Origin of the sequence: Pseudomonas sp. LSJ-87 (assembly GCF_032971465.1) — a bacterium.
GTDB lineage: Bacteria > Pseudomonadota > Gammaproteobacteria > Pseudomonadales > Pseudomonadaceae > Aquipseudomonas > Aquipseudomonas putida_Z.
Genome location: NZ_JAWJYQ010000001.1, coordinates 124,872 through 143,095, shown reverse-complemented (window position 1 = coordinate 143,095; position 18,224 = coordinate 124,872). Strand labels below are relative to the sequence as shown.

17 protein-coding genes and 2 pseudogenes are annotated in these 18,224 nt (G+C 64.1%); 6 read left to right on the top strand and 13 right to left on the bottom strand.

Annotation, left to right across the window (positions count from 1 at the left end; translation table 11 throughout):
• The first annotated feature begins 172 nt into the window (after positions 1 to 172).
• The 5 genes from RYH74_RS00590 to RYH74_RS00570 all read left to right on the top strand — a co-directional run bounded on the left by RYH74_RS00590 (position 173) and on the right by RYH74_RS00570 (position 7,279).
• Positions 173 to 1,894 carry a glucan biosynthesis protein G gene (locus tag RYH74_RS00590; RefSeq protein WP_317408817.1) on the top strand — a complete coding sequence of 574 codons (1,722 nt, stop codon included), beginning with the start codon at positions 173 to 175 and terminating at the stop codon, positions 1,892 to 1,894.
• Positions 1,887 to 4,460 (top strand): glucans biosynthesis glucosyltransferase MdoH, encoded by a 2,574-nt coding sequence (gene mdoH / locus RYH74_RS00585; protein WP_025340923.1) that lies wholly within the window; start codon positions 1,887 to 1,889, stop codon positions 4,458 to 4,460. Before RYH74_RS00590 ends, mdoH begins: the two co-directional genes overlap by 8 nt.
• A 253-nt stretch (positions 4,461 to 4,713) precedes the next feature.
• Positions 4,714 to 5,511, top strand: coding sequence for a transporter substrate-binding domain-containing protein (locus tag RYH74_RS00580; RefSeq protein WP_024087841.1), 798 nt, complete (start codon positions 4,714 to 4,716; stop codon positions 5,509 to 5,511).
• Between the two features lie 78 nt (positions 5,512 to 5,589).
• A complete protein-coding gene (locus RYH74_RS00575; protein ID WP_317408816.1) occupies positions 5,590 to 6,552 on the top strand; it encodes an amino acid ABC transporter permease in 963 nt (320 codons plus the stop codon).
• Positions 6,545 to 7,279, top strand: a complete 735-nt coding sequence (locus RYH74_RS00570; protein WP_013974550.1) for an amino acid ABC transporter ATP-binding protein — start codon at positions 6,545 to 6,547, stop codon at positions 7,277 to 7,279. Before RYH74_RS00575 ends, RYH74_RS00570 begins: the two co-directional genes overlap by 8 nt.
• A 135-nt stretch (positions 7,280 to 7,414) precedes the next feature.
• Here the strand turns inward: RYH74_RS00570 and RYH74_RS26410 are convergent, their stop codons facing one another.
• The 13 genes and pseudogenes from RYH74_RS26410 to ubiE form a co-directional block, all read right to left on the bottom strand.
• Entirely contained in the window at positions 7,415 to 8,119 is a 705-nt protein-coding gene (locus tag RYH74_RS26410) for a methyl-accepting chemotaxis protein (protein ID WP_371858525.1), read from the bottom strand.
• A gap of 198 nt (positions 8,120 to 8,317) precedes the next feature.
• Positions 8,318 to 9,358, bottom strand: a pseudogene (locus RYH74_RS26405) (methyl-accepting chemotaxis protein); the annotation flags it as partial.
• Positions 9,359 to 9,621: 263 nt separating this feature from the next.
• Positions 9,622 to 10,335, bottom strand: coding sequence for a methyl-accepting chemotaxis protein (locus tag RYH74_RS26400; RefSeq protein ID WP_404940928.1), 714 nt, complete (start codon positions 10,333 to 10,335; stop codon positions 9,622 to 9,624).
• A 141-nt stretch (positions 10,336 to 10,476) separates the two neighbouring features.
• A pseudogene (locus RYH74_RS26395) lies at positions 10,477 to 11,421 on the bottom strand (methyl-accepting chemotaxis protein); the annotation flags it as partial.
• 217 nt (positions 11,422 to 11,638) lie between these two features.
• Positions 11,639 to 12,346, bottom strand: coding sequence for a 16S rRNA (uracil(1498)-N(3))-methyltransferase (locus tag RYH74_RS00555; protein WP_025340919.1), 708 nt, complete (start codon positions 12,344 to 12,346; stop codon positions 11,639 to 11,641).
• Entirely contained in the window at positions 12,343 to 13,131 is a 789-nt protein-coding gene (gene tatC / locus RYH74_RS00550; RefSeq protein ID WP_013974546.1) for a twin-arginine translocase subunit TatC, read from the bottom strand. Before tatC ends, RYH74_RS00555 begins: the two co-directional genes overlap by 4 nt.
• Complete coding sequence (tatB, locus tag RYH74_RS00545) at positions 13,128 to 13,505, bottom strand: Sec-independent protein translocase protein TatB (protein WP_025340918.1); 378 nt, start codon at positions 13,503 to 13,505, stop codon at positions 13,128 to 13,130. The genes tatC and tatB overlap by 4 nt, the downstream gene beginning before the upstream one ends.
• 3 nt (positions 13,506 to 13,508) lie before the next feature.
• The gene (locus RYH74_RS00540) at positions 13,509 to 13,781 is read right to left on the bottom strand and encodes a twin-arginine translocase TatA/TatE family subunit (protein WP_025340917.1); all 273 of its coding nucleotides are present in this window, start codon (positions 13,779 to 13,781) and stop codon (positions 13,509 to 13,511) included.
• 171 nt (positions 13,782 to 13,952) lie between these two features.
• Entirely contained in the window at positions 13,953 to 14,288 is a 336-nt protein-coding gene (locus tag RYH74_RS00535; protein WP_013974545.1) for a phosphoribosyl-ATP diphosphatase, read from the bottom strand.
• Position 14,289: 1 nt separating this feature from the next.
• Entirely contained in the window at positions 14,290 to 14,682 is a 393-nt protein-coding gene (gene hisI, locus RYH74_RS00530) for a phosphoribosyl-AMP cyclohydrolase (RefSeq protein WP_013974544.1), read from the bottom strand.
• Positions 14,683 to 14,754: 72 nt separating this feature from the next.
• On the bottom strand, positions 14,755 to 16,374 hold the full coding sequence (ubiB, locus tag RYH74_RS00525) for a ubiquinone biosynthesis regulatory protein kinase UbiB (protein WP_075046599.1): 1,620 nt from the start codon (positions 16,372 to 16,374) through the stop codon (positions 14,755 to 14,757).
• Positions 16,371 to 16,994: an SCP2 domain-containing protein gene (locus tag RYH74_RS00520; RefSeq protein ID WP_025340915.1), complete on the bottom strand. Its 624-nt coding sequence runs from the start codon at positions 16,992 to 16,994 to the stop codon at positions 16,371 to 16,373. The genes ubiB and RYH74_RS00520 overlap by 4 nt, the downstream gene beginning before the upstream one ends.
• Positions 16,994 to 17,764 carry a bifunctional demethylmenaquinone methyltransferase/2-methoxy-6-polyprenyl-1,4-benzoquinol methylase UbiE gene (gene ubiE, locus RYH74_RS00515; RefSeq protein ID WP_013974541.1) on the bottom strand — a complete coding sequence of 257 codons (771 nt, stop codon included), beginning with the start codon at positions 17,762 to 17,764 and terminating at the stop codon, positions 16,994 to 16,996. Before ubiE ends, RYH74_RS00520 begins: the two co-directional genes overlap by 1 nt.
• Positions 17,765 to 17,888: 124 nt before the next feature.
• On the opposite strand from ubiE, the gene RYH74_RS00510 reads away from it, so the two are divergent.
• Positions 17,889 to 18,164: a polyhydroxyalkanoic acid system family protein gene (locus RYH74_RS00510; protein ID WP_317408813.1), complete on the top strand. Its 276-nt coding sequence runs from the start codon at positions 17,889 to 17,891 to the stop codon at positions 18,162 to 18,164.
• The last annotated feature ends 60 nt before the right edge of the window (positions 18,165 to 18,224 follow it).

Here is an 18,224-nt window from a genome sequence, read left to right as displayed (position 1 = left end):
TAATCGCGCGCTGCATGGACCTGCGTTCGCAGGTTCGTTTCACTCTGACTCGAGCATTGTCTGGATCCGTTTGGGGAATCATTACGCCCTCACGGGGTCCGAACAGTGCTCGCCAACCCGGCATTTGTCGCTGGCCGTTGGTTTCATGATCTGTTTTCGGCGAGGGTTGCTCGTGATTGTTAGTCCCCAAAAAGCATCAAGAATCCCCGGTACCGGGCTGCGCAAGGCCCTGATGGCCAGTGTGGCAGTGGTCGGCCTGATGAGCGCGGGCCAGCTGTGGGCATTCAATCTTGACGATGTTGCAGCCAAGGCAAAGGATCTGGCCGGCCAGAAGTACGAAGCACCGAAAAGCAACCTGCCGGCCGTATTCCGCGACATGAAGTTCGCGGACTACCAGAAGATTCATTTCCTGCAGGAAAAGGCCGAGTGGGCCAAGGACAAGACCCCGTTCAAGCTGTCGTTCTATCACCAGGGCATGCACTTCGACACCCCGGTGAAGATCAACCAGGTCACCGCCACCAAGGTCGAGGAAATCAAGTACGACCCGAGCCGTTTCGAGTTCGGTGACGTGCCACACGACCCGGAAACCACCAAGAACCTGGGTTACGCCGGTTTCCGCGTGTTGTACCCGATCAACAAGGCCGACAAGCAGGACGAGATCATGACCCTGCTTGGCGCCAGCTACTTCCGCGTGGTCGGCAAGGGCCACGTGTACGGCCTGTCGGCCCGTGGCCTGGCCATCGACACCGCACTGCCGTCGGGCGAGGAGTTCCCGCGCTTCACCGAGTTCTGGGTCGAAAAACCCAAGCCGGCCGACAAGCACCTGGTCATCTACGCCCTGCTGGACTCGCCACGCTCCACCGGCGCCTACAAGCTGATCCTGCGTCCAGGCAACGACACCGTGGTCGACGTGCAGTCCCGCGTGTTCCTGCGTGACCATGTCAGCCGCCTGGGCATTGCCCCGCTGACCAGCATGTACCTGTTCGGCCCCAACCAGCCGTCCAAGGTCCTCAACTACCGCCCGGCCCTGCACGACTCCGAAGGCCTGTCGATCCATGCCGGCAACGGCGAATGGCTGTGGCGCCCGCTGAACAACCCGAAACACCTGGCCGTGAGCAACTTCAGCGTCGAGAACCCGCGTGGTTTCGGCCTGATGCAGCGCCAGCGCGCCTTCAGCGACTACGAAGACCTCGACGACAACTACCAGAAGCGCCCGAGCGCCTGGATCGAGCCGAAGGGTGACTGGGGCAAGGGCACCGTCGATCTGGTCGAAATCCCGACTGCCGACGAGACCAACGACAACATCGTGGCCTTCTGGAGCCCGGAGAAGCTGCCTGAGCCAGGCAAGCCATTCGAGTACGCCTACCGCCTGCACTGGACCATCGACGAGCCGAAGTTCCAGGCTCCCGAGCTGGGCTGGGTCAAGCAGACCCTGCGTTCCACTGGCGACGTCAAGCAGTCCAACCTGATCCGCCAGCCAGACGGCAGCGTGGCCTTCCTGGTCGACTTCGCCGGCCCGGCGCTGGCCGCCCTGCCGGAAGACACCGCCGTGCGCAGCCAGATCAGCGTGGGCGACAACGCCGAGGTGGTCGAGAACAACCTGCGCTATAACCCTGAGACCAAGGGCTGGCGCCTCACCCTGCGTTTGAAGGTCAAGGAAGCCAACAAATCGACCGAAGTGCGTGCCGCGCTGGTGCGTGACGTGCCGGTCGAAGCCGCCAAGCCTGCCAAGGACGCCAAGCAGGACAAGGCTACTGCCAAGCAAGCCAAGGCCGATAAAGCTGCCAAGGCCGAACAACCTGCCGCCGATGCGGCGCCCACCAACGGGACCCCGGCCACCACCGAGAAGGTGCTGACCGAGACCTGGAGCTATCAGTTGCCTGCCGATGAGTAACTCAAGCGCAAGGCCGGAATCGCTTCGCGAGTACCTGGCCCACCTACCACTGAGCGACGAGCAACGGGCGGAACTCGCCAGCTGCACGTCATTCAGTGAGCTGCACCAACGCCTGGCGGCCAACCCGGCCGCCAGCTCTGCCGAGGCCGTCCAGGCCTCGGTGGGCCCGCGCCTGACCGTAGGCAGCGCCGCCGAGCTGGAAGACGCCGAGATGCTTGGCGTCGACGGCAGCGGCCGCCTGTGCCTGAAGATCGCTCCGCCGATCAAGCGCACCAAGGTCGTGCCCGAGCCATGGCGTACCAACGTGCTGATCCGCATGTGGCGGCGCATGACCGGCCGCACCAACGCCCCGCAGCCGCCCAAGCGCGAGCTGCCGCCAGCTCGCTGGCGTACGGTCGGCTCGATCCGCCGCTACATCCTGCTGGCGCTGATGATCGGCCAGACCATCGTTGCCGGCTGGTACATGAAGGGCATCCTGCCGTACCAGGGCTGGTCGTTCGTGGACTTTGACGAAGTCGTCAACCAGCCGCTGTGGGACACCGTGGTACAGGTTTGGCCGTATGCCCTGCAGACGTCCATCCTGGTTCTCTTCGGCATCCTGTTCTGCTGGGTATCGGCGGGCTTCTGGACCGCGCTGATGGGCTTCCTCGAGCTGCTCACCGGGCGTGACAAGTACAAGATTTCGGGTAGCAGTGCTGGCAACGAGCCGATCGCGCCTGAGGCGCGTACCGCGCTGGTGATGCCGATCTGCAACGAAGACGTGCCGCGCGTGTTCGCCGGCCTGCGCGCAACGTTCGAGTCGGTGGCCGCCAGCGGCAACCTCGATCGCTTCGACTTCTTCGTGCTCAGCGACACCAACGACACCGACATCGCCGTGGCCGAGCAACAGGCCTGGCTGGACGTGTGCCGCGAAACCAAAGGCTTCGGCCGTATCTTCTACCGCCGCCGTCGGCGCCGGGTGAAGCGCAAGAGCGGCAACCTCGACGACTTCTGCCGTCGTTGGGGCGGCGAATACAAGTACATGGTCGTGCTCGACGCCGACAGCGTCATGAGCGGCGAGTGCCTGAGCAGCCTGGTGCGCCTGATGGAGGCCAACCCGGACGCCGGCATCATCCAGACCGGGCCGAAGGCCTCGGGCATGGACACCCTGTATGCGCGCCTGCAGCAGTTCGCCACCCGCGTGTACGGCCCGCTGTTCACCGCCGGCCTGCACTTCTGGCAGCTGGGCGAGTCGCACTACTGGGGCCACAACGCGATCATCCGCATGAAGCCGTTCATCGAGCACTGCGCCCTGGCGCCGTTGCCGGGCAAGGGTGCGTTCGCCGGTGCAATCCTCTCCCACGACTTCGTCGAAGCCGCGCTGATGCGCCGTGCCGGCTGGGGCGTGTGGATTGCCTACGACCTGCCGGGCAGCTACGAAGAACTGCCGCCGAACCTGCTCGACGAGCTCAAGCGCGACCGCCGCTGGTGCCACGGCAACCTGATGAACTTCCGCCTGTTCCTGGTCAAGGGCATGCACCCGGTGCATCGTGCGGTGTTCCTCACCGGGGTGATGTCGTACCTGTCGGCACCGCTGTGGTTCCTGTTCCTGGTGCTGTCGACCGCGCTGCTGGCGACCAACACGCTGATGGAGCCGCAGTACTTCATCGAGCCGTACCAGCTCTACCCGCTGTGGCCGCAGTGGCACCCGGAGAAGGCCGTGGCGCTGTTCTCCACCACCATCGTGCTGCTGTTCCTGCCCAAGCTGCTCAGCGTCATCCTGATCTGGGCCAAGGGCGCGACCGAGTTTGGCGGGCGCATCAAGGTCACCCTGTCGATGCTGATGGAGATGCTGTTCTCCATGCTGCTGGCACCGGTGCGCATGATCTTCCACACCCGCTTCGTGCTGGCCGCGTTCCTCGGCTGGGCCGCGACCTGGAACTCGCCGCAGCGTGACGACGACTCCACGCCGTGGAGCGAAGCAGTGCGCCGCCACGGCCCGCAGACCCTGCTGGGCATTGCCTGGGCGGCGCTGGTGGCCTGGCTGAACCCGAGTTTCCTGTGGTGGCTGGCGCCAATCGTTGGTTCGCTGGTGCTGTCGATCCCGGTTTCGGTGATCTCCAGCCGTACCCGCCTGGGCCTGGCGGCCAAGGACGAGAAGCTGTTCCTCATCCCTGAGGAATACGCCACTCCGCAGGAGCTGCTGGCCACCGACCAGTACACCCACGAAAACCGCTGGCATGCCCTGCATGACGGCTTCGTGCGGGCTGTGGTCGACCCGCGGCAGAACGCCCTGGCCTGCGCCATGGCCACTGCCCGTCATGGTCAGGCGGCGCCGATCGAGGCACTGCGCGTCGAGCGCGTGGCCAAGGCGATGGAGGTCGGGCCGCAAGGGCTGGACCTCAATACCCGCCTGGCCCTGCTCAGCGACCCGGTGGCGCTGACCCGCCTGCACGAGCAGGTCTGGGCCGAGCACAATGCGGCGTGGATCAACGTGTGGCGTGCATCGATCAAGAACGACCCGCATTCGCCGCTGTTGCCGCTGCATCCGGAGAATGAAGGCCAACCGGCACTCGTCGGCGCCTGATCGGGCCTATTCGCGGGCACGCCCGCTCCCACAGGGTACTTCACAGCCTTTGAGGCATGCGCTGTACCTGTGGGAGCGGGCGTGCCCGCGAAGCTTTTCGGGGCTCCCACCGATTTTGGCCAACAAAGTCCCCCCCGGCTCTAGGTCCCCGAGCCGCCATGCGTTAGCATCCCTCTCCGATATGACGCATCGGCCGCCACGGCCATGCCAACAATAAGATTCGCTACTTTTCTTGCTAGGGGACTTGGTGATGATCAAGAAATACCTTTCGCGACTGCTGGTCGGTGTCACCGCCCTGGTCGCCGTGACGGCAGCCCAGGCGGGCGCGATCGATGACGCGGTCAAGCGCGGCACCCTGCGGGTGGGCATGGACCCGACCTACATGCCATTCCAGATGACCAACAAGCGTGGCGAGATCATCGGCTTCGAAGTCGATATCCTCAAAGCCATGGCCAAGTCCATGGGCGTCAAGTTCGAGCCGGTATCCACGGCCTATGACGGCATCATCCCGGCCCTGCTGACCGACAAGTTCGACATGATCGGCAGCGGCATGACCCTGACCCAGGAACGCAACCTGCGCCTGAACTTCAGCGAGCCCTTCATCGTGGTTGGCCAGACCCTGCTGATCCGCAAGGAACTGGCGGGCGAGATCAAGTCGTACAAGGACCTGAACAACGAGAAGTACCGCATCACCTCCAAGCTCGGCACCACCGGCGAAATGGTTTCCAAGAAGCTGATCGCCAAGGCCAAGTACCACGGCTACGACAACGAGCAGGAAGCGGTGATGGACGTGGTCAACGGCAAGGCTGACGCCTTCGTCTACGACGCGCCGTACAACGTGGTGGCAGTGGACAAGGCCGGTGCCGGCAAGCTGCTGTTCCTCGAAGAACCCTTCACCTACGAGCCGCTGGCCTTCGGACTGAAGAAAGGCGACTACGACAGCATCAACTTCATCAACAACTTCCTGCACCAGATCAAGCATGACGGGACCTACGATCGTATTCACGACAAGTGGTTCAAGAACAAGGACTGGCTGAAGGAAATGGAATAAGGCCCAGGCCACAAGCCGGCTTTATGACCCCGACGCGCAGGCAAACCCTGCGCGTTCGCATTTACGGAAGTACCCCACGTGATCAAACACAAGAAAGCCCAGTGGCCCTGGCACGGTTTGACTGCCCTGGTCCTGGTGGGCCTGGCGTTCAGCCTGTACATGGCCACCTCGATGATTTCCTACGAGTGGCGCTGGAACCGCGTACCGCAGTACTTCGCCTACAAGGCCGAGGAAGCACAGCGCGCCGCCGGTTACGGCACCGTGCAGGACATCCTCATCTCTGGCGACAATGCCCGTGTCACGCTGAAAGACGAGAGCGGTGCCGAGCAGGTGCTCGATGTGGACAAGGACAGCCTGCAGCTGGCCCGCGGCGACGATGTTTCCGAAGGCGACCAGATTGGCGTCACCCGCCACTGGGCGGCCGGCCCGCTGGCCTGGGGCCTGTGGACCACGCTTTGGATTTCGGTGGTATCCGGTGCCCTGGGCCTGTTGATCGGCCTGTTCGCCGGCCTCTGCCGCCTGTCCAGCAACCCTACGCTGCGTGACCTGTCGACGGTGTATGTCGAGCTGGTGCGCGGTACACCGCTGCTGGTACAGATCTTCATCTTCTACTTCTTCATCGGTACCGTGCTCAACCTGTCCCGCGAGTTTGCCGGGGTGGCTGCACTGGCGCTGTTCACCGGCGCCTACGTGGCCGAAATCGTTCGTGCCGGCGTGCAGTCCATTGCCAAGGGCCAGAACGAAGCGGCCCGCTCGCTGGGCCTGAACGCAGGCCAGTCGATGCGCCACGTCATCCTGCCGCAGGCCTTCAAGCGCGTGCTGCCGCCTTTGGCCGGCCAGTTCATCAGCCTGGTCAAGGACACCTCGCTGGTGTCGGTGATCGCCATCACCGAACTGACCAAGAGCGGCCGCGAGGCCATTACCACCTCGTTCTCGACCTTCGAGATCTGGTTCTGCGTGGCAGGCCTGTACCTGCTGATCAACCTGCCGCTGTCGCACCTGGCCAGCCGGCTCGAGCGGAGGCTTGCGCAAAGTGATTGAAGTCCGTGACCTGCTGAAAGTCTTCGACACCCGTGGCCACGTGGTACGGGCTGTGGATAACGTCACCACCCAGGTCGCCAAGGGCGAAGTGGTGGTGGTGCTCGGCCCGTCGGGTTCGGGCAAGTCGACCTTCCTGCGCTGCCTCAACGGCCTGGAGCATTTCGACGAAGGCCATGTGGCCATCGACGGCCTGCAACTGGCCGACCCGAAGACCGACATCAACGCCTACCGCCGCGAAGTCGGCATGGTGTTCCAGCACTTCAACCTGTTCCCGCACATGACCGTGCTGGAGAACCTGTGCCTGGCACAGAAGGTAGTGCGCAAGCGCAACAAGGCCGACCGCGAAGCCAAGGCCCGGGCGCTGCTGGAGAAGGTGGGTATTGCGCAGAAAGCCAACGAATACCCGTCGCGTCTGTCCGGTGGCCAGCAGCAGCGGGTGGCGATCGCCCGTGCCCTGGCCATGGACCCGAAAGTGATGCTGTTCGACGAGCCAACCTCGGCGCTCGACCCGGAAATGGTCGGCGAGGTGCTGGACGTGATGAAGACCCTGGCCCAGGAAGGCATGACCATGGTCTGCGTTACCCACGAAATGGGCTTTGCTCGTGAAGTGGCGGACCGGGTGCTGTTCTTCGATCATGGCAAGCTGCTGGAAGATTCGGCGCCGGCTGCGTTCTTCGCCTCGCCGAAAGACCCGCGCGCGCAGGCGTTCCTGCGTCAGGTGCTTTAACCGAAGGGGGGGCGCTTTGCGCCCCAATCGCCGGCAAGCCGGCTCCCACAGGAGTACCACAGGTACTGAGAACTGTACGGTCCCTGTGGGAGCTGGCTTGCCGGCGAATGGGCTGCAAAGCAGCCCCCCGCAATCTCAAATGCTGAACCGTCCCACCATCCCCCGCAACTGCTGCCCCAGCTGCTCCAGTTCCCCACTCGACGCCGCCGTCTGCTCACTGGCCGCACTGGTCTGATCCGACACATCGCGCACATTCAGCACACTGCGGTTGATCTGCTCGGCGACCACGCTCTGCTCTTCGCTGGCCGTGGCAATCTGCTGGTTCATGCCCTGGATGCTGGACACCGTGTCGGTGATCTGGCTCAACGCATGCCCCGCCTTGCGGCTCAGCTCCACACTCTGCTCGGTCAGGTTCTTGCTGTTGTCCAGCAGGCGGGTCACTTCGTCGGTGCCGTTATGCAGGCTGTCGATCAGTTGGCCGATTTCCTCGGTCGCCGTCGAGGTGCGCTGGGCCAGACCGCGCACTTCATCGGCCACCACGGCAAAACCACGCCCGGCTTCACCCGCCCGTGCTGCTTCGATCGCCGCGTTCAGGGCCAGCAGGTTGGTCTGCTCGGACACTGACTTGATCACATCGAGGATGCTGCCAATGCGCTGGCTCTCGCCCGCCAAGTGCTGCATGGCCGCCAGACAATGGTCCATCTGCCCGGCCAGCTGTTCGATACGGCCAATAGCTTCGGCCACCACCTGGTCGCCGATCTGCGCCTGCTGGTCGGCGTTGGTCGCCGCCAGCGAGGCCTGTTCAGCGTTCTGCGCCACTTCCTGCACGGTGGCGCTCATCTGGTTCATGGCTGTGGCCACCTGGTCGGTTTCCTCGCGTTGCTGGTTGATGCGCAGCTTGGTGTCTTCGCTGCTGGCCGCCAGCTGTGTGGCGGCCTGTGACAGGTGGCCGACGCCCTGGTCGATGCCACCGATCAGCTCGCGCAGGCTCAAGGTCATTTCGCGCATGCTGGTTTGCAACTGGCCCATTTCGTCGCGGCGTTGCACAGGTTCGACCTGGCTCAGGTCGCCCTTGGCGATGCGCCCGGCCACGGCCAGGGTCTGGCGCAAAGGCTGGGTAATCTGCAGGGTGATCAGCCAGCCGGCCACGACGCCTACGACCAACGCCAGCAGGGCTACAGTGGTCAGCAGCGAGCGGGCCTCAAGGGCTTCCCTGTCGCGCTGCTCGACCTTGCGTTTGCCAAGTTCCAGGCTTACCGCGCGCAGCTCGTTGCCCATGTTCTCCATATTGTTTTGCAGCTGTTCGACACGCACCGCAGCCCGACGATACTCATCCAGGCTGGCGCGGTACTTGGCCAGCTGCTCCCCGGGCTGCTGGGTGAGCGCACGGGGCAAGCCAAGTGGAGCAAGGCCTTTGAGCAGTTGTGCAAGGCTGCTGGCGGCGGCATCCAGGGAGGTGTCGCCGACCTTGGCGAAGCTTTCCACAGGGGAGAAGGTATAGGCCGGAACCAGGCTCTGCTGGTTGGCACCGTCGACATGTCGGCCAAGCGTGTCCATCAGCCCCAGCACACCGCCTTGCTGGCTGTCGGCAGGCATCCTCAGCAAGGCCTGGGTCTGGAGATCGTCGATCACTTCGGTGAGCTTCTGCTCATGGGCCTGCATGGCCTGGCGCAGGGCGATACGCTTGGCGACAGTATTCTCCAGCTCGCTGAAATCGTCACGCAGGCGCTGCAGCAACGCCAGCTTTTCGGTCAGCATCTGCCGGGATTCATCCACGCTGCTACGTTGTTGCAAGGTGCTCAGCATGCTGTTGAGCTGGTCGAGAATGTTGGCTATCCGCGTTCTGCTGGCGTTGTCGTTGAGTACGCGGTAAGTGATGCGCTCTGCGCGCAAGTCTTTGGTCAGGTCGTTGATCAGGCCGATTTCGCTGAGTTGCTGCGAACGCACAATGGCGTCATCCAGTGCACGCCAGCCACTGACGGTGGTGGCTAGGGTAAGCAGCAGGACTACGGCGAAGCCGAGGGCGAGCTTGGCTGCGACACTGATGTTGCCGAGCTTGCGGTTGAGGTAGCCGAGCATGAGGAATCTCCGTGCGATTGGGGGCGAGGATGCAGGCGCATTGCTGGCATCACACCTTTGCCAATCGGCAGCGGAGCTGTAGGACTTGACCTGATAATCAAGTAGGAAATTTCACTTCAACAGGTAGGAATACTCCACCTGCGCCGGCCTCTTCGCGGGTAAACCCGCTCCCACAGGTACTGCACAGATTTTGAGAACTGTGCGGTACCTGTGGGAGCGGGTTTACCCGCGAAGAGGCCAGTACAGGCTACCTACACATCAGCCTAGAGCCTGAACCGCCCCACCAACCCTTGCAGGTGGGTACCCAACCGCGCCAGCTCCACGCTGGAACTGGCCGTCTCTTCACTGGCCGCCGAGGTCTGGTCAGAAATATCCCGCACGTTCATCACGCTGCGGTTGATCTCTTCTGCCACGGCCGTCTGTTCTTCCGCTGCCGTGGCAATCTGCTGGTTCATGGCCTGGATCGACGATACGGTCCGGGTGATGGTCTCCAGCGAGCTGCCGGCACGGCGGGTCAGTTCGACACTGCTGTCGGTCAACTGGCGGCTGCTGTCCATCACGCTGGCCACGCGCTGGGTGCCGCTCTGCAGGCCGGCAATCAGCTCTTCAATCTCTTCGGTCGATTGCTGAGTGCGCTGCGCCAGGCTGCGCACTTCATCGGCCACCACGGCAAAGCCACGCCCGGCCTCGCCGGCCCGGGCCGCCTCGATCGCCGCGTTGAGGGCCAGCAGGTTGGTCTGCTGGGCCACCGACTTGATCACGTCGAGCACGCTGCCGATCTTGTCGCTTTCGGCCTTGAGCTGGTTCATCGCTTCGCTGGAGTTGACCACTTCGCCGGCCAGGCGCTCGATCTGCGCCACCGCCTCGCCCACTACACGATCGCCCTCGCGGGCCTGCTGGTCGGCCATCAACGCAGCTTCCGAGGCCTGCTCGGCATTGCGCGCCACCTCATGCACGGTGGCGGTCATCTGGTTCATGGCGGTCGCCACCTGATCGGTCTCGACCTTCTGGTTGTTGACCCCGGCACTGGTCTGCTCGGTCACCGCCGACAGCTCCTCGGCAGCACTGGCGATCTGCGTGACGCCATCACCGATGCCGCTGATCAGTTCGCGCAGGCCCTGGGTCATGCGATGCATGCTGGCCTGCAACTGGCCCAGTTCGTCGCGGCGTTGTACCTGCAGGTTCAGGGTCAGGTCGCCACTGGCCACGCGTTCGGCGGCGTGCAAGGTCTGGCGCAGCGGGACGATGATCTGCCGGGTGATGGCCCAGGCCGCCAGCAGGCCGAGGGTCAGGGCCAGCACGGTGGCCACGGCGAGCACGGTCTTGGCCTGGGCCGCCCCGGCGTCGCGCACAGCGGTTTGCGAGGTGGTCATCGCCTGGCTGGCCTGCAGCAGTACCGTGCCGTGCTCGACCATGCTCTGCAGGGCCTGCTCACTGGCGACCTGGGCACTGCCGAACTGGGTGACCGCGTCGCGGTAGCCTGCCAGGGCGGTGGTGGCATCGTCCAGGCTGGCAGCGTGCTCCGCCGGCACTTTGGCCGGTAGCGCGCGTAGCTCGGCCAAGGCCTGGTCGATGGCCTTCAGCGCCGTTTGCTGGTAGTCGGCGTTGCCGCTGTAGGTGTAACCGCGTACCTGGAACCGCGCCTGTTGCAACAGGGCGCTGACTTCCACCGCGTGCTGGTACTGGCTGATATCGCCACCCTGCAGCAGGTCGCGTTGCACCCGGCCAATCAGCTCCGCGGCCTTGTCGGCAGTGTCGCCTAGCACGGCGCGGCTGGCCTCGCGGCGTTGGCCGGCCTGTTTCAGCTCGTTGAACGCCTGCTGGTAGCCGCGCACGGCCTCGCGCTGCTGCTCAAGGCGCTGGCTGTCAGCGGGCTGCTCGATCTGCCCGAGCATAAGCTGCACCTGGCGCTCGAGATTGCCCAGGGCTTTTTCCAGCTCTGCCACCGAGGCTTCGTCAGGCTGGCGCTGGTAATGCTGGCGGGCGATGCGCAGTTCCTGGGTGTACTGCTGGATGACCGAGATGTTTCCCAGCTTGTCGCCACGGTTGATGATGCTGTCCATGCCGTGCCAGCCAGCCAGGGTGATGGCCAGGGTCAACAGCAGCACCAGGCCGAAGCCCAGCCCCAGTTTGCGATTGACGCTCACATTGCCCAATGATTGGGCGAACCATTGATACATGTACGACTCCCCGGCGCCTTGGCAGCACGATTAATTGTTGTGTTGCCAAGACAATCGGCCTGGGGAGGGGAAACTTTATGGGTAAAAGTTGACTTGAGTGTCAGAAAATTCGTGAAAGCAGCGCTGTCACCGCGGTCTCTACCCGCAGGATGCGGTCGCCCAGCTGTACCGGAGCCAGGCCTGCCTTGCCCAGCAGGTCCACCTCGTAGGGGATCCAGCCGCCCTCCGGGCCGATTGCCAGGGTCACGGGCTGCTCCACGGCGCGCGGGCAGGCGGGGTAGGGGCCGGGGTGGCCGACCAGGCCCAGGGTGCCTGCGGCGATGGCCGGCAGGCGGTCTTCGACGAACGGTTTGAAGCGCTTCTCGATGATCACTTCGGGCAGCACGGTGTCGCGGGCTTGTTCCAGGCCCAGGATGAGGTTCTCGCGAATGCTGTCCGGGTGCAGGAACGGTGTTTGCCAGAAGCTTTTCTCGACCTTGTAGCTGTTCAGCAGGATCAGCCGCGGCACGCCAAGGGTGGCCACGGTCTGGAACAGCCGGCGCAGCATTTTCGGCCGAGGTACGGCCAGCACCAGGGTCAGCGGCAGCTTGGCCGGTGGCTGCTGGTCAAAGGCGACTTCCAGTTCGGCTTCGTGCTTTTCCAGGCGCAGCACCGTGGCCTTGCCCATCAGGCCGTTGATGCGGCCCACGCGCAGGTTGTCGCCCACCGCCACACGGTGGATGTCCTGCATGTGGGTAAAGCGCCGGTCTGCGAGAACGACGCGGTCGGCCGAGACGAAGTCGGCCTCTTCAAGGAGCAACAGGTTCACGGTTGGGTCGCTGGTGGCTGGTCGTTGTGGTCGTTGGCGGTTTCGTCGTGGGCGCTGCGCTTGCGGATCAGGCTGCCGCACAGCACGCCGATCTCGAACAGCAGCCACATGGGAACGGCCAGCAGGGTCTGGGAGAAGATGTCCGGTGGGGTGAGGACCATGCCGACCACGAAGCAGCCGATGATCACGTAGGGGCGAATCTTCTTCAGGTACTTCACATCGACCACGCCGATCCATACCAGCAGCACCACCGCCACCGGGATTTCGAAGGCCACGCCAAAGGCGAAGAACAGCGTCATCACGAAGTCGAGGTAGCTGGCGATGTCGGTCATCATCGACACGCCTTCCGGCGTGGCGCTGGCGAAGAAGCCGAAGATCAGCGGGAACACCAGGAAATAGGCGAAGGCCATGCCGGCGTAGAACAGGAAGATGCTCGACACCAACAGCGGAATGGCGATGCGCTTTTCATGGCGGTACAGCCCGGGTGCGATGAAGCCCCAGATCTGCTGGAGGATGAACGGTATCGCCAGGAACAGCGAGACGATCATGGTCAGCTTGAACGGCGTGAGGAACGGCGAGGCCACGTCGGTGGCGATCATCGTCGCATTGGCCGGCAGGTGCTCGCGCAGCGGCGCGGAGACCAAGGTGTAGATCTGCTGGGCGAAGGAGAACAGCCCGGCAAAGATCAGGAAAATGACGGCAACGCAGCGCAGCAGGCGGGTGCGCAGTTCGGTCAGGTGCGAAACCAGCGGCATTGGCTGGTCGTGTTCCGGATTTTCGCTCATGGGGCTCGCGGCGGTTGAGGCGGTTCAGAAGGCGTGGCCGGGGTGGCAGCGGTCTCGACCGGCCTGGCTTCGAGCCCGGCGGGGGGCTGAACGGTTGCGGTGGTGACAGGCGGCTGCGCCGGTGGCGTCATCGGGTTGAGGATGCGCTTGGCTTCCTCTTCCATCTGCAGGATGTGCTCGTTGTGCAGCTGGCGGCGGATTTCGTCGGCGCCGATTTCGCGCTCCACTTCCATCTTGATGCTGTTGAAACTGCGCTTGAGCCGGCCGATCCACAGGCCTGCCGTGCGCGCGGCACCGGGCAGGCGCTCGGGGCCGAGCACCAGCAGGGCGACCAGGCCGACGAGCAGCAGCTCGCTGAAACTGATGCCGAACATGGGTCAGTCTTTCCGCTGCGGCTCTTGAGCCGGCTGGGCCTGGCCTTCGATGGTGTGGCCCTGGTTCTGCTGGGCAGTGTTCTGCACCGGTGGAACGGGTTGGGCAGGCGGCGGGGTCTGCTCGGCCGGCTTGTTCTCTTCGTCGCTCATGGCCTTGCGGAAGCCCTTGATCGACTCACCCAGGTCACTGCCGAAGTTCTTCAGCTTCTTGGTGCCAAACACCAGGACCACGACCACCAGCAGGACGATCCAGTGTTTCCAGTCAAAGATACCCATTTCGTACTCCTGAAATTTACAGGTAAAGCGAATTGTTCTGGCAACGCGGCCCCTGTGGGAGCGGGTTCACCCGCGAACACCGGCTTAGCCGGTGCCATACACCGCGTCGCATTCTTCGCGGGTGAACCCGCTCCCACAAAAAAGAGAGGGGCGCCGCGCACCTGAATTACATCAGGCAGACGGCTGTCGAGCCGCCTTCTCATCATGCCCGGAAAGCCCGAAGCGGCGTTCCAGCTCATCGAGCACGGCTTGCGGATGCTGGCCCAGCGCGCTGAGCATTACCAGGCTATGAAACCACAGGTCGGCGGTTTCGTAGATGACATCGCTGTAATCCTTGCTGACCGCGGCATCCTTGGCGGCAATGATCGTCTCGACCGACTCTTCGCCGAGCTTTTCGAGGATCTTGTTCAGGCCCTTGTGGTACAGGCTGGCCACGTAGGAGCTGTCGGGCGCCGCTTGCTTGCGTTCTTCAAGCACTTCGGCCAGGCGGTTGAGGGTGTCGCTCATGTCAGTGTCCTGCGCTGTAGATGGCATCCGGGTCTTTCAGGACCGGGTCGACGGTTTTCCACTGGCCGTCTTCGAAGACGCGGTAGAAGCAGCTTTCACGGCCGGTATGGCAGGCGATATGGCCCAATTGCTCGACCATCAGGATGATCACGTCGGCATCGCAGTCCAGGCGCATTTCATGCAGCTTCTGCACATGCCCGGATTCCTCGCCCTTGCGCCACAGCTTGCCACGCGAACGCGACCAGTAGATGGCGCGTTGCTCGGCGGCAGTCAGGGCCAGCGATTCGCGGTTCATCCAGGCCATCATCAGCACGCGTCCGGTCTTGTGGTCCTGGGCGATCGCCGGTACCAGGCCCTCGCTGTTCCACTTGATCTCGTCCAGCCAGTCTTTCATCGTCGACTCCAAAGCGGGCCCGCTCCTGTGCCGGGCCCTTTGCGCTAGTGTGCCAGCCATGGGCGCGGCTGGCTATTGGCGCACGATCAGGTAAAGGCCGGCGGCCAGCATCAGCCAGGCCGGCCAGGCGGCAGGGGCGGCCAGGCTGGTGGCCGCGGCGGCACCAGCGGCCAGTACCGCACCACCGCCGAGCAGGCCGGCGCCGAGCAGGCGCAGCGCCCAGCGGTCGCCCTGGCGGCGCCGCTCCGGCAGTTGCGGATCGTGCAGGTGCGGTTGCGACAGGCGCTCGAGCAGGTCGCGGGCCATGTCGGCCAGGTGCGGCAGTTGCTCGACCTGGCTGTGGATGTTGCCGAGCACGGCCTTGGGGCTCATGCGGTCGCGCATCCAGCGCTCGAGGAATGGCTTGGCGGTGCTCCACAGGTCCAGCTCGGGGTACAGCTGGCGGCCCAGGCCCTCGATGTTGAGCAGGGTCTTCTGCAGCAACACCAGCTGCGGCTGCACTTCCATGTTGAAGCGCCGGGCGGTCTGGAACAGGCGCATCAGCACCTGGCCGAAGGAAATATCCTTTAACGGTTTTTCGAAGATCGGCTCGCACACGGTGCGGATCGCCGCTTCGAACTCGTTCACCTTGGTGTGCGCCGGCACCCAGCCCGAGTCGATGTGCAACTGGGCGACGCGGCGGTAGTCACGCTTGAAGAAAGCGATCAGGTTGCGCGCCAGGTAGTCCTGGTCCTCGGCGGTCAGGCTGCCGACGATGCCGCAGTCGATGGCGATGTACTGCGGGCTCCATGGTTTGACCGTGCTGACGAAGATGTTGCCGGGGTGCATGTCGGCATGGAAGAAGCTGTCGCGGAACACCTGGGTGAAGAACACCTCCACACCCCGTTCGGCCAGCAGCTTCATGTCGGTGCGCTGGTCGGCCAAGGTGGCCATGTCGGTCACCGGCACGCCGTAGATGCGCTCCATCACCAGCACCTTGGGGCGGCACAGGTCCCAGTACACCTGGGGCACGTACATCAGCTCGGAGCCTTCGAAGTTGCGCCGCAGCTGGCTGGCGTTGGCCGCTTCGCGCAGCAGGTCGAGCTCGTCGTAGATGGTTTTTTCGTAGTCGCCGACGATTTCCACCGGGTGCAGGCGACGGGCGTCGGCCGAAGCGCGCTCGGCGGCCTTGGCGATCAGGAACAGCCAGGCCAGGTCCTGGGCGATCACCGGCTTCAGGCCCGGGCGCACCACCTTGACCACCACTTCCTCGCCACTTTTCAGGCGCGCAGCGTGCACCTGGGCCACCGAGGCCGAGGCCAGTGGCTCGACGTCGAAGCGGCTGAACAGTTGCGTTACCGGGGCGCCCAACTGCGCCTCGATCAGTGCCACGGCCTGCTTGGGGTCGAACGGCGGCACGCGGTCCTGCAGCAGCATCAGCTCATCGGCAATGTCGTTGGGCAGCAGGTCGCGGCGGGTGGACAACAACTGGCCGAACTTGATGAAGATCGGCCCCAGGTCCTGCAGGGCCAGGCGCAGGCGCGCGCCACGGCTGAGCTCGGACGGCTTGCGCGGCAGCCAGCGCCACGGCATCAGCAGGCGCAGGCTCATCAGCCACCAGGGCAGCGGCAGGTCGAACAGCAGGTCATCGAGACGGTAGCGGATCACCACACGCTGGATGCGAAAAAGACGGCGGACGGCGAGCAGCTTCATGCGTTATCGCTGGTATCAAGGGTTCGGGAAAGGCGCTTGAGGCGCGCCTCGAGGCGTTCTGTATCGAGCTTCAGGGCATCGAGCTCGCTGAAGGCGGCTTCGGCTTCGCGCTTGCCGACCAGGGTACGGGACTCTTCGGCCAGGTACTCGGAAAGGTTCTGGCTGAAGCGCGCCAGGCCCTGGCGGGTCCAGCGTGCACGCAGGCGGATGTGGCCCGCCAGCAGCGCCGTGGCGACCGGGCCGAGCCAGCGTTGCAGCTCGTGCTCCCAGTCCAGCTCCAGGTCCTGCAGCACACCGAACAGGTCGAGCAGCACGGCGCTGTCGCCATGCAGTTCGACTTGCGGGCTGTGCAGCACGGCAGTCTTGTCCCTGGCCAGGGCCAGCTGCGCCAGGCTGCCGGCCGGGGCGCGCAGGCTGCAGTCGACCTCGCCTTGCCAGTGGGCGGCGAGCATCAGGCCCTCTTCATCGGGCAGGATGAACACCTGCAAGGCTGGCTGGCGGCAGTCGATCTCGATGACCTTGCCCTCCAGCGCGGCCAGCCGCGGCAGGGCCGTGCTGTCCATGCGCAGGACGCGGTTCAGGCCATGTTCGACGCTGGCGAGCAGCCCGGCCAGCAGCATCAGGGCTTGATCCCCCGGTGCACGGCAACGATGCCGCTGGTCATGTTGTGGTAGGTGACGCGGTCGAAACCGGCCTCGACCATCATGGCCTTCAGGGTTTCCTGATCGGGGTGCATGCGGATCGACTCGGCGAGGTAACGGTAGCTCTCCGAGTCGTTGGTGATCAGCTTGCCGGCCAGCGGCATGAAGGCGAACGAGTAGGCGTCGTAGGCCTTGGACATCAGCTTGTTGGTCGGCTTGGAGAACTCCAGCACCAGCAGGCGACCGCCCGGCTTGAGCACGCGCAGCATCGAGCGGATGGCTTCGTCCTTGTGGGTGACGTTGCGCAGGCCGAAGGCGATGGTCACGCAGTCGAAGTGGTTGTCCGGGAATGGCAGCTTCTCGGCGTCGGCCTGGACGAACTCGATGTTGCCGGCCACGCCACGGTCGAGCAGGCGGTCACGGCCGACCTTGAGCATCGACTCGTTGATGTCGGCCAGCACTACCTGGCCGGTCGGGCCGACCAGCCGCGAGAACTTGGCGGCCAGGTCGCCGGTACCGCCGGCGATGTCCAGTACACGGTTGCCGGCGCGTACGCCCGACAGCTCGATGGTGAAGCGCTTCCACAGGCGGTGCATGCCGCCGGAAAGCACGTCGTTCATCAGGTCGTACTTGGCCGCGACCGAGTGGAACACCTCGGCGACTTTCTTCGCCTTCTGGCTTTCAGGGACGTCCTGGTAACCGAAATGGGTGGTGGGTTCGGCGTGGTCGCCTTTGCGCTGGTCGTTCATATCGCTTCACCGGAAAAAATTACCGCCATTCTAGGGCGAACGGGCGGATTTGTCTTGGCGGGGTGTGCCAGTGGGCAGGGGCGGGCATAATGCCCATTATGTCTTCATCTTCAGGAACACCCGCATGACCCAGATCAGCGTCGAACGCAAACATTCCCTCGGCCTTGATGCCGCCCGTGCCAAGGCTGAAGCGCTGGTCGATAAACTGACCCGCGAATACGACCTCAAGGCCACCTGGAACGGTGACCGGGTCGACGTGGCGCGCAGCGGTGCCAACGGCAGCGTGCACATCTTCGATGACCGCATCCGCGTCGAATTGAAGCTGGGCATGATGCTGTCGATGATGAGCGGCACCATCAAGGGCGAGATCGAGCGGGCGCTGGACAAAGCCCTGGCCTGACACCCCTTCCCGAGCCATGCTCGTTCACCTTAGGGTGAAGATTCTAATTTCCCTCTCTAC

Bases quoted from the DNA above. Each gene is read 5' to 3' on its own strand.
- mdoH (WP_025340923.1), top strand. From the start codon at position 1,887: ATGAGTAACTCAAGCGCAAGGCCGGAATCGCTTCGCGAGTACCTGGCC.
- RYH74_RS26410 (WP_371858525.1), bottom strand. From the start codon at position 8,119: ATGAGCGCCACCGTGCAGGAAGTGGCGCAGAACGCTGAACAGGCCTCG.
- RYH74_RS26400 (WP_404940928.1), bottom strand. From the start codon at position 10,335: ATGAACCAGATGACCGCCACCGTGCATGAGGTGGCGCGCAATGCCGAG.
- tatC (WP_013974546.1), bottom strand. From the start codon at position 13,131: ATGAGCGAAAATCCGGAACACGACCAGCCAATGCCGCTGGTTTCGCAC.
- tatB (WP_025340918.1), bottom strand. From the start codon at position 13,505: ATGTTCGGCATCAGTTTCAGCGAGCTGCTGCTCGTCGGCCTGGTCGCC.
- RYH74_RS00540 (WP_025340917.1), bottom strand. From the start codon at position 13,781: ATGGGTATCTTTGACTGGAAACACTGGATCGTCCTGCTGGTGGTCGTG.
- RYH74_RS00535 (WP_013974545.1), bottom strand. From the start codon at position 14,288: ATGAGCGACACCCTCAACCGCCTGGCCGAAGTGCTTGAAGAACGCAAG.
- hisI (WP_013974544.1), bottom strand. From the start codon at position 14,682: ATGAAAGACTGGCTGGACGAGATCAAGTGGAACAGCGAGGGCCTGGTA.
- ubiB (WP_075046599.1), bottom strand. From the start codon at position 16,374: ATGAAGCTGCTCGCCGTCCGCCGTCTTTTTCGCATCCAGCGTGTGGTG.
- RYH74_RS00520 (WP_025340915.1), bottom strand. From the start codon at position 16,994: ATGCTGCTGGCCGGGCTGCTCGCCAGCGTCGAACATGGCCTGAACCGC.
- ubiE (WP_013974541.1), bottom strand. From the start codon at position 17,764: ATGAACGACCAGCGCAAAGGCGACCACGCCGAACCCACCACCCATTTC.
- RYH74_RS00510 (WP_317408813.1), top strand. From the start codon at position 17,889: ATGACCCAGATCAGCGTCGAACGCAAACATTCCCTCGGCCTTGATGCC.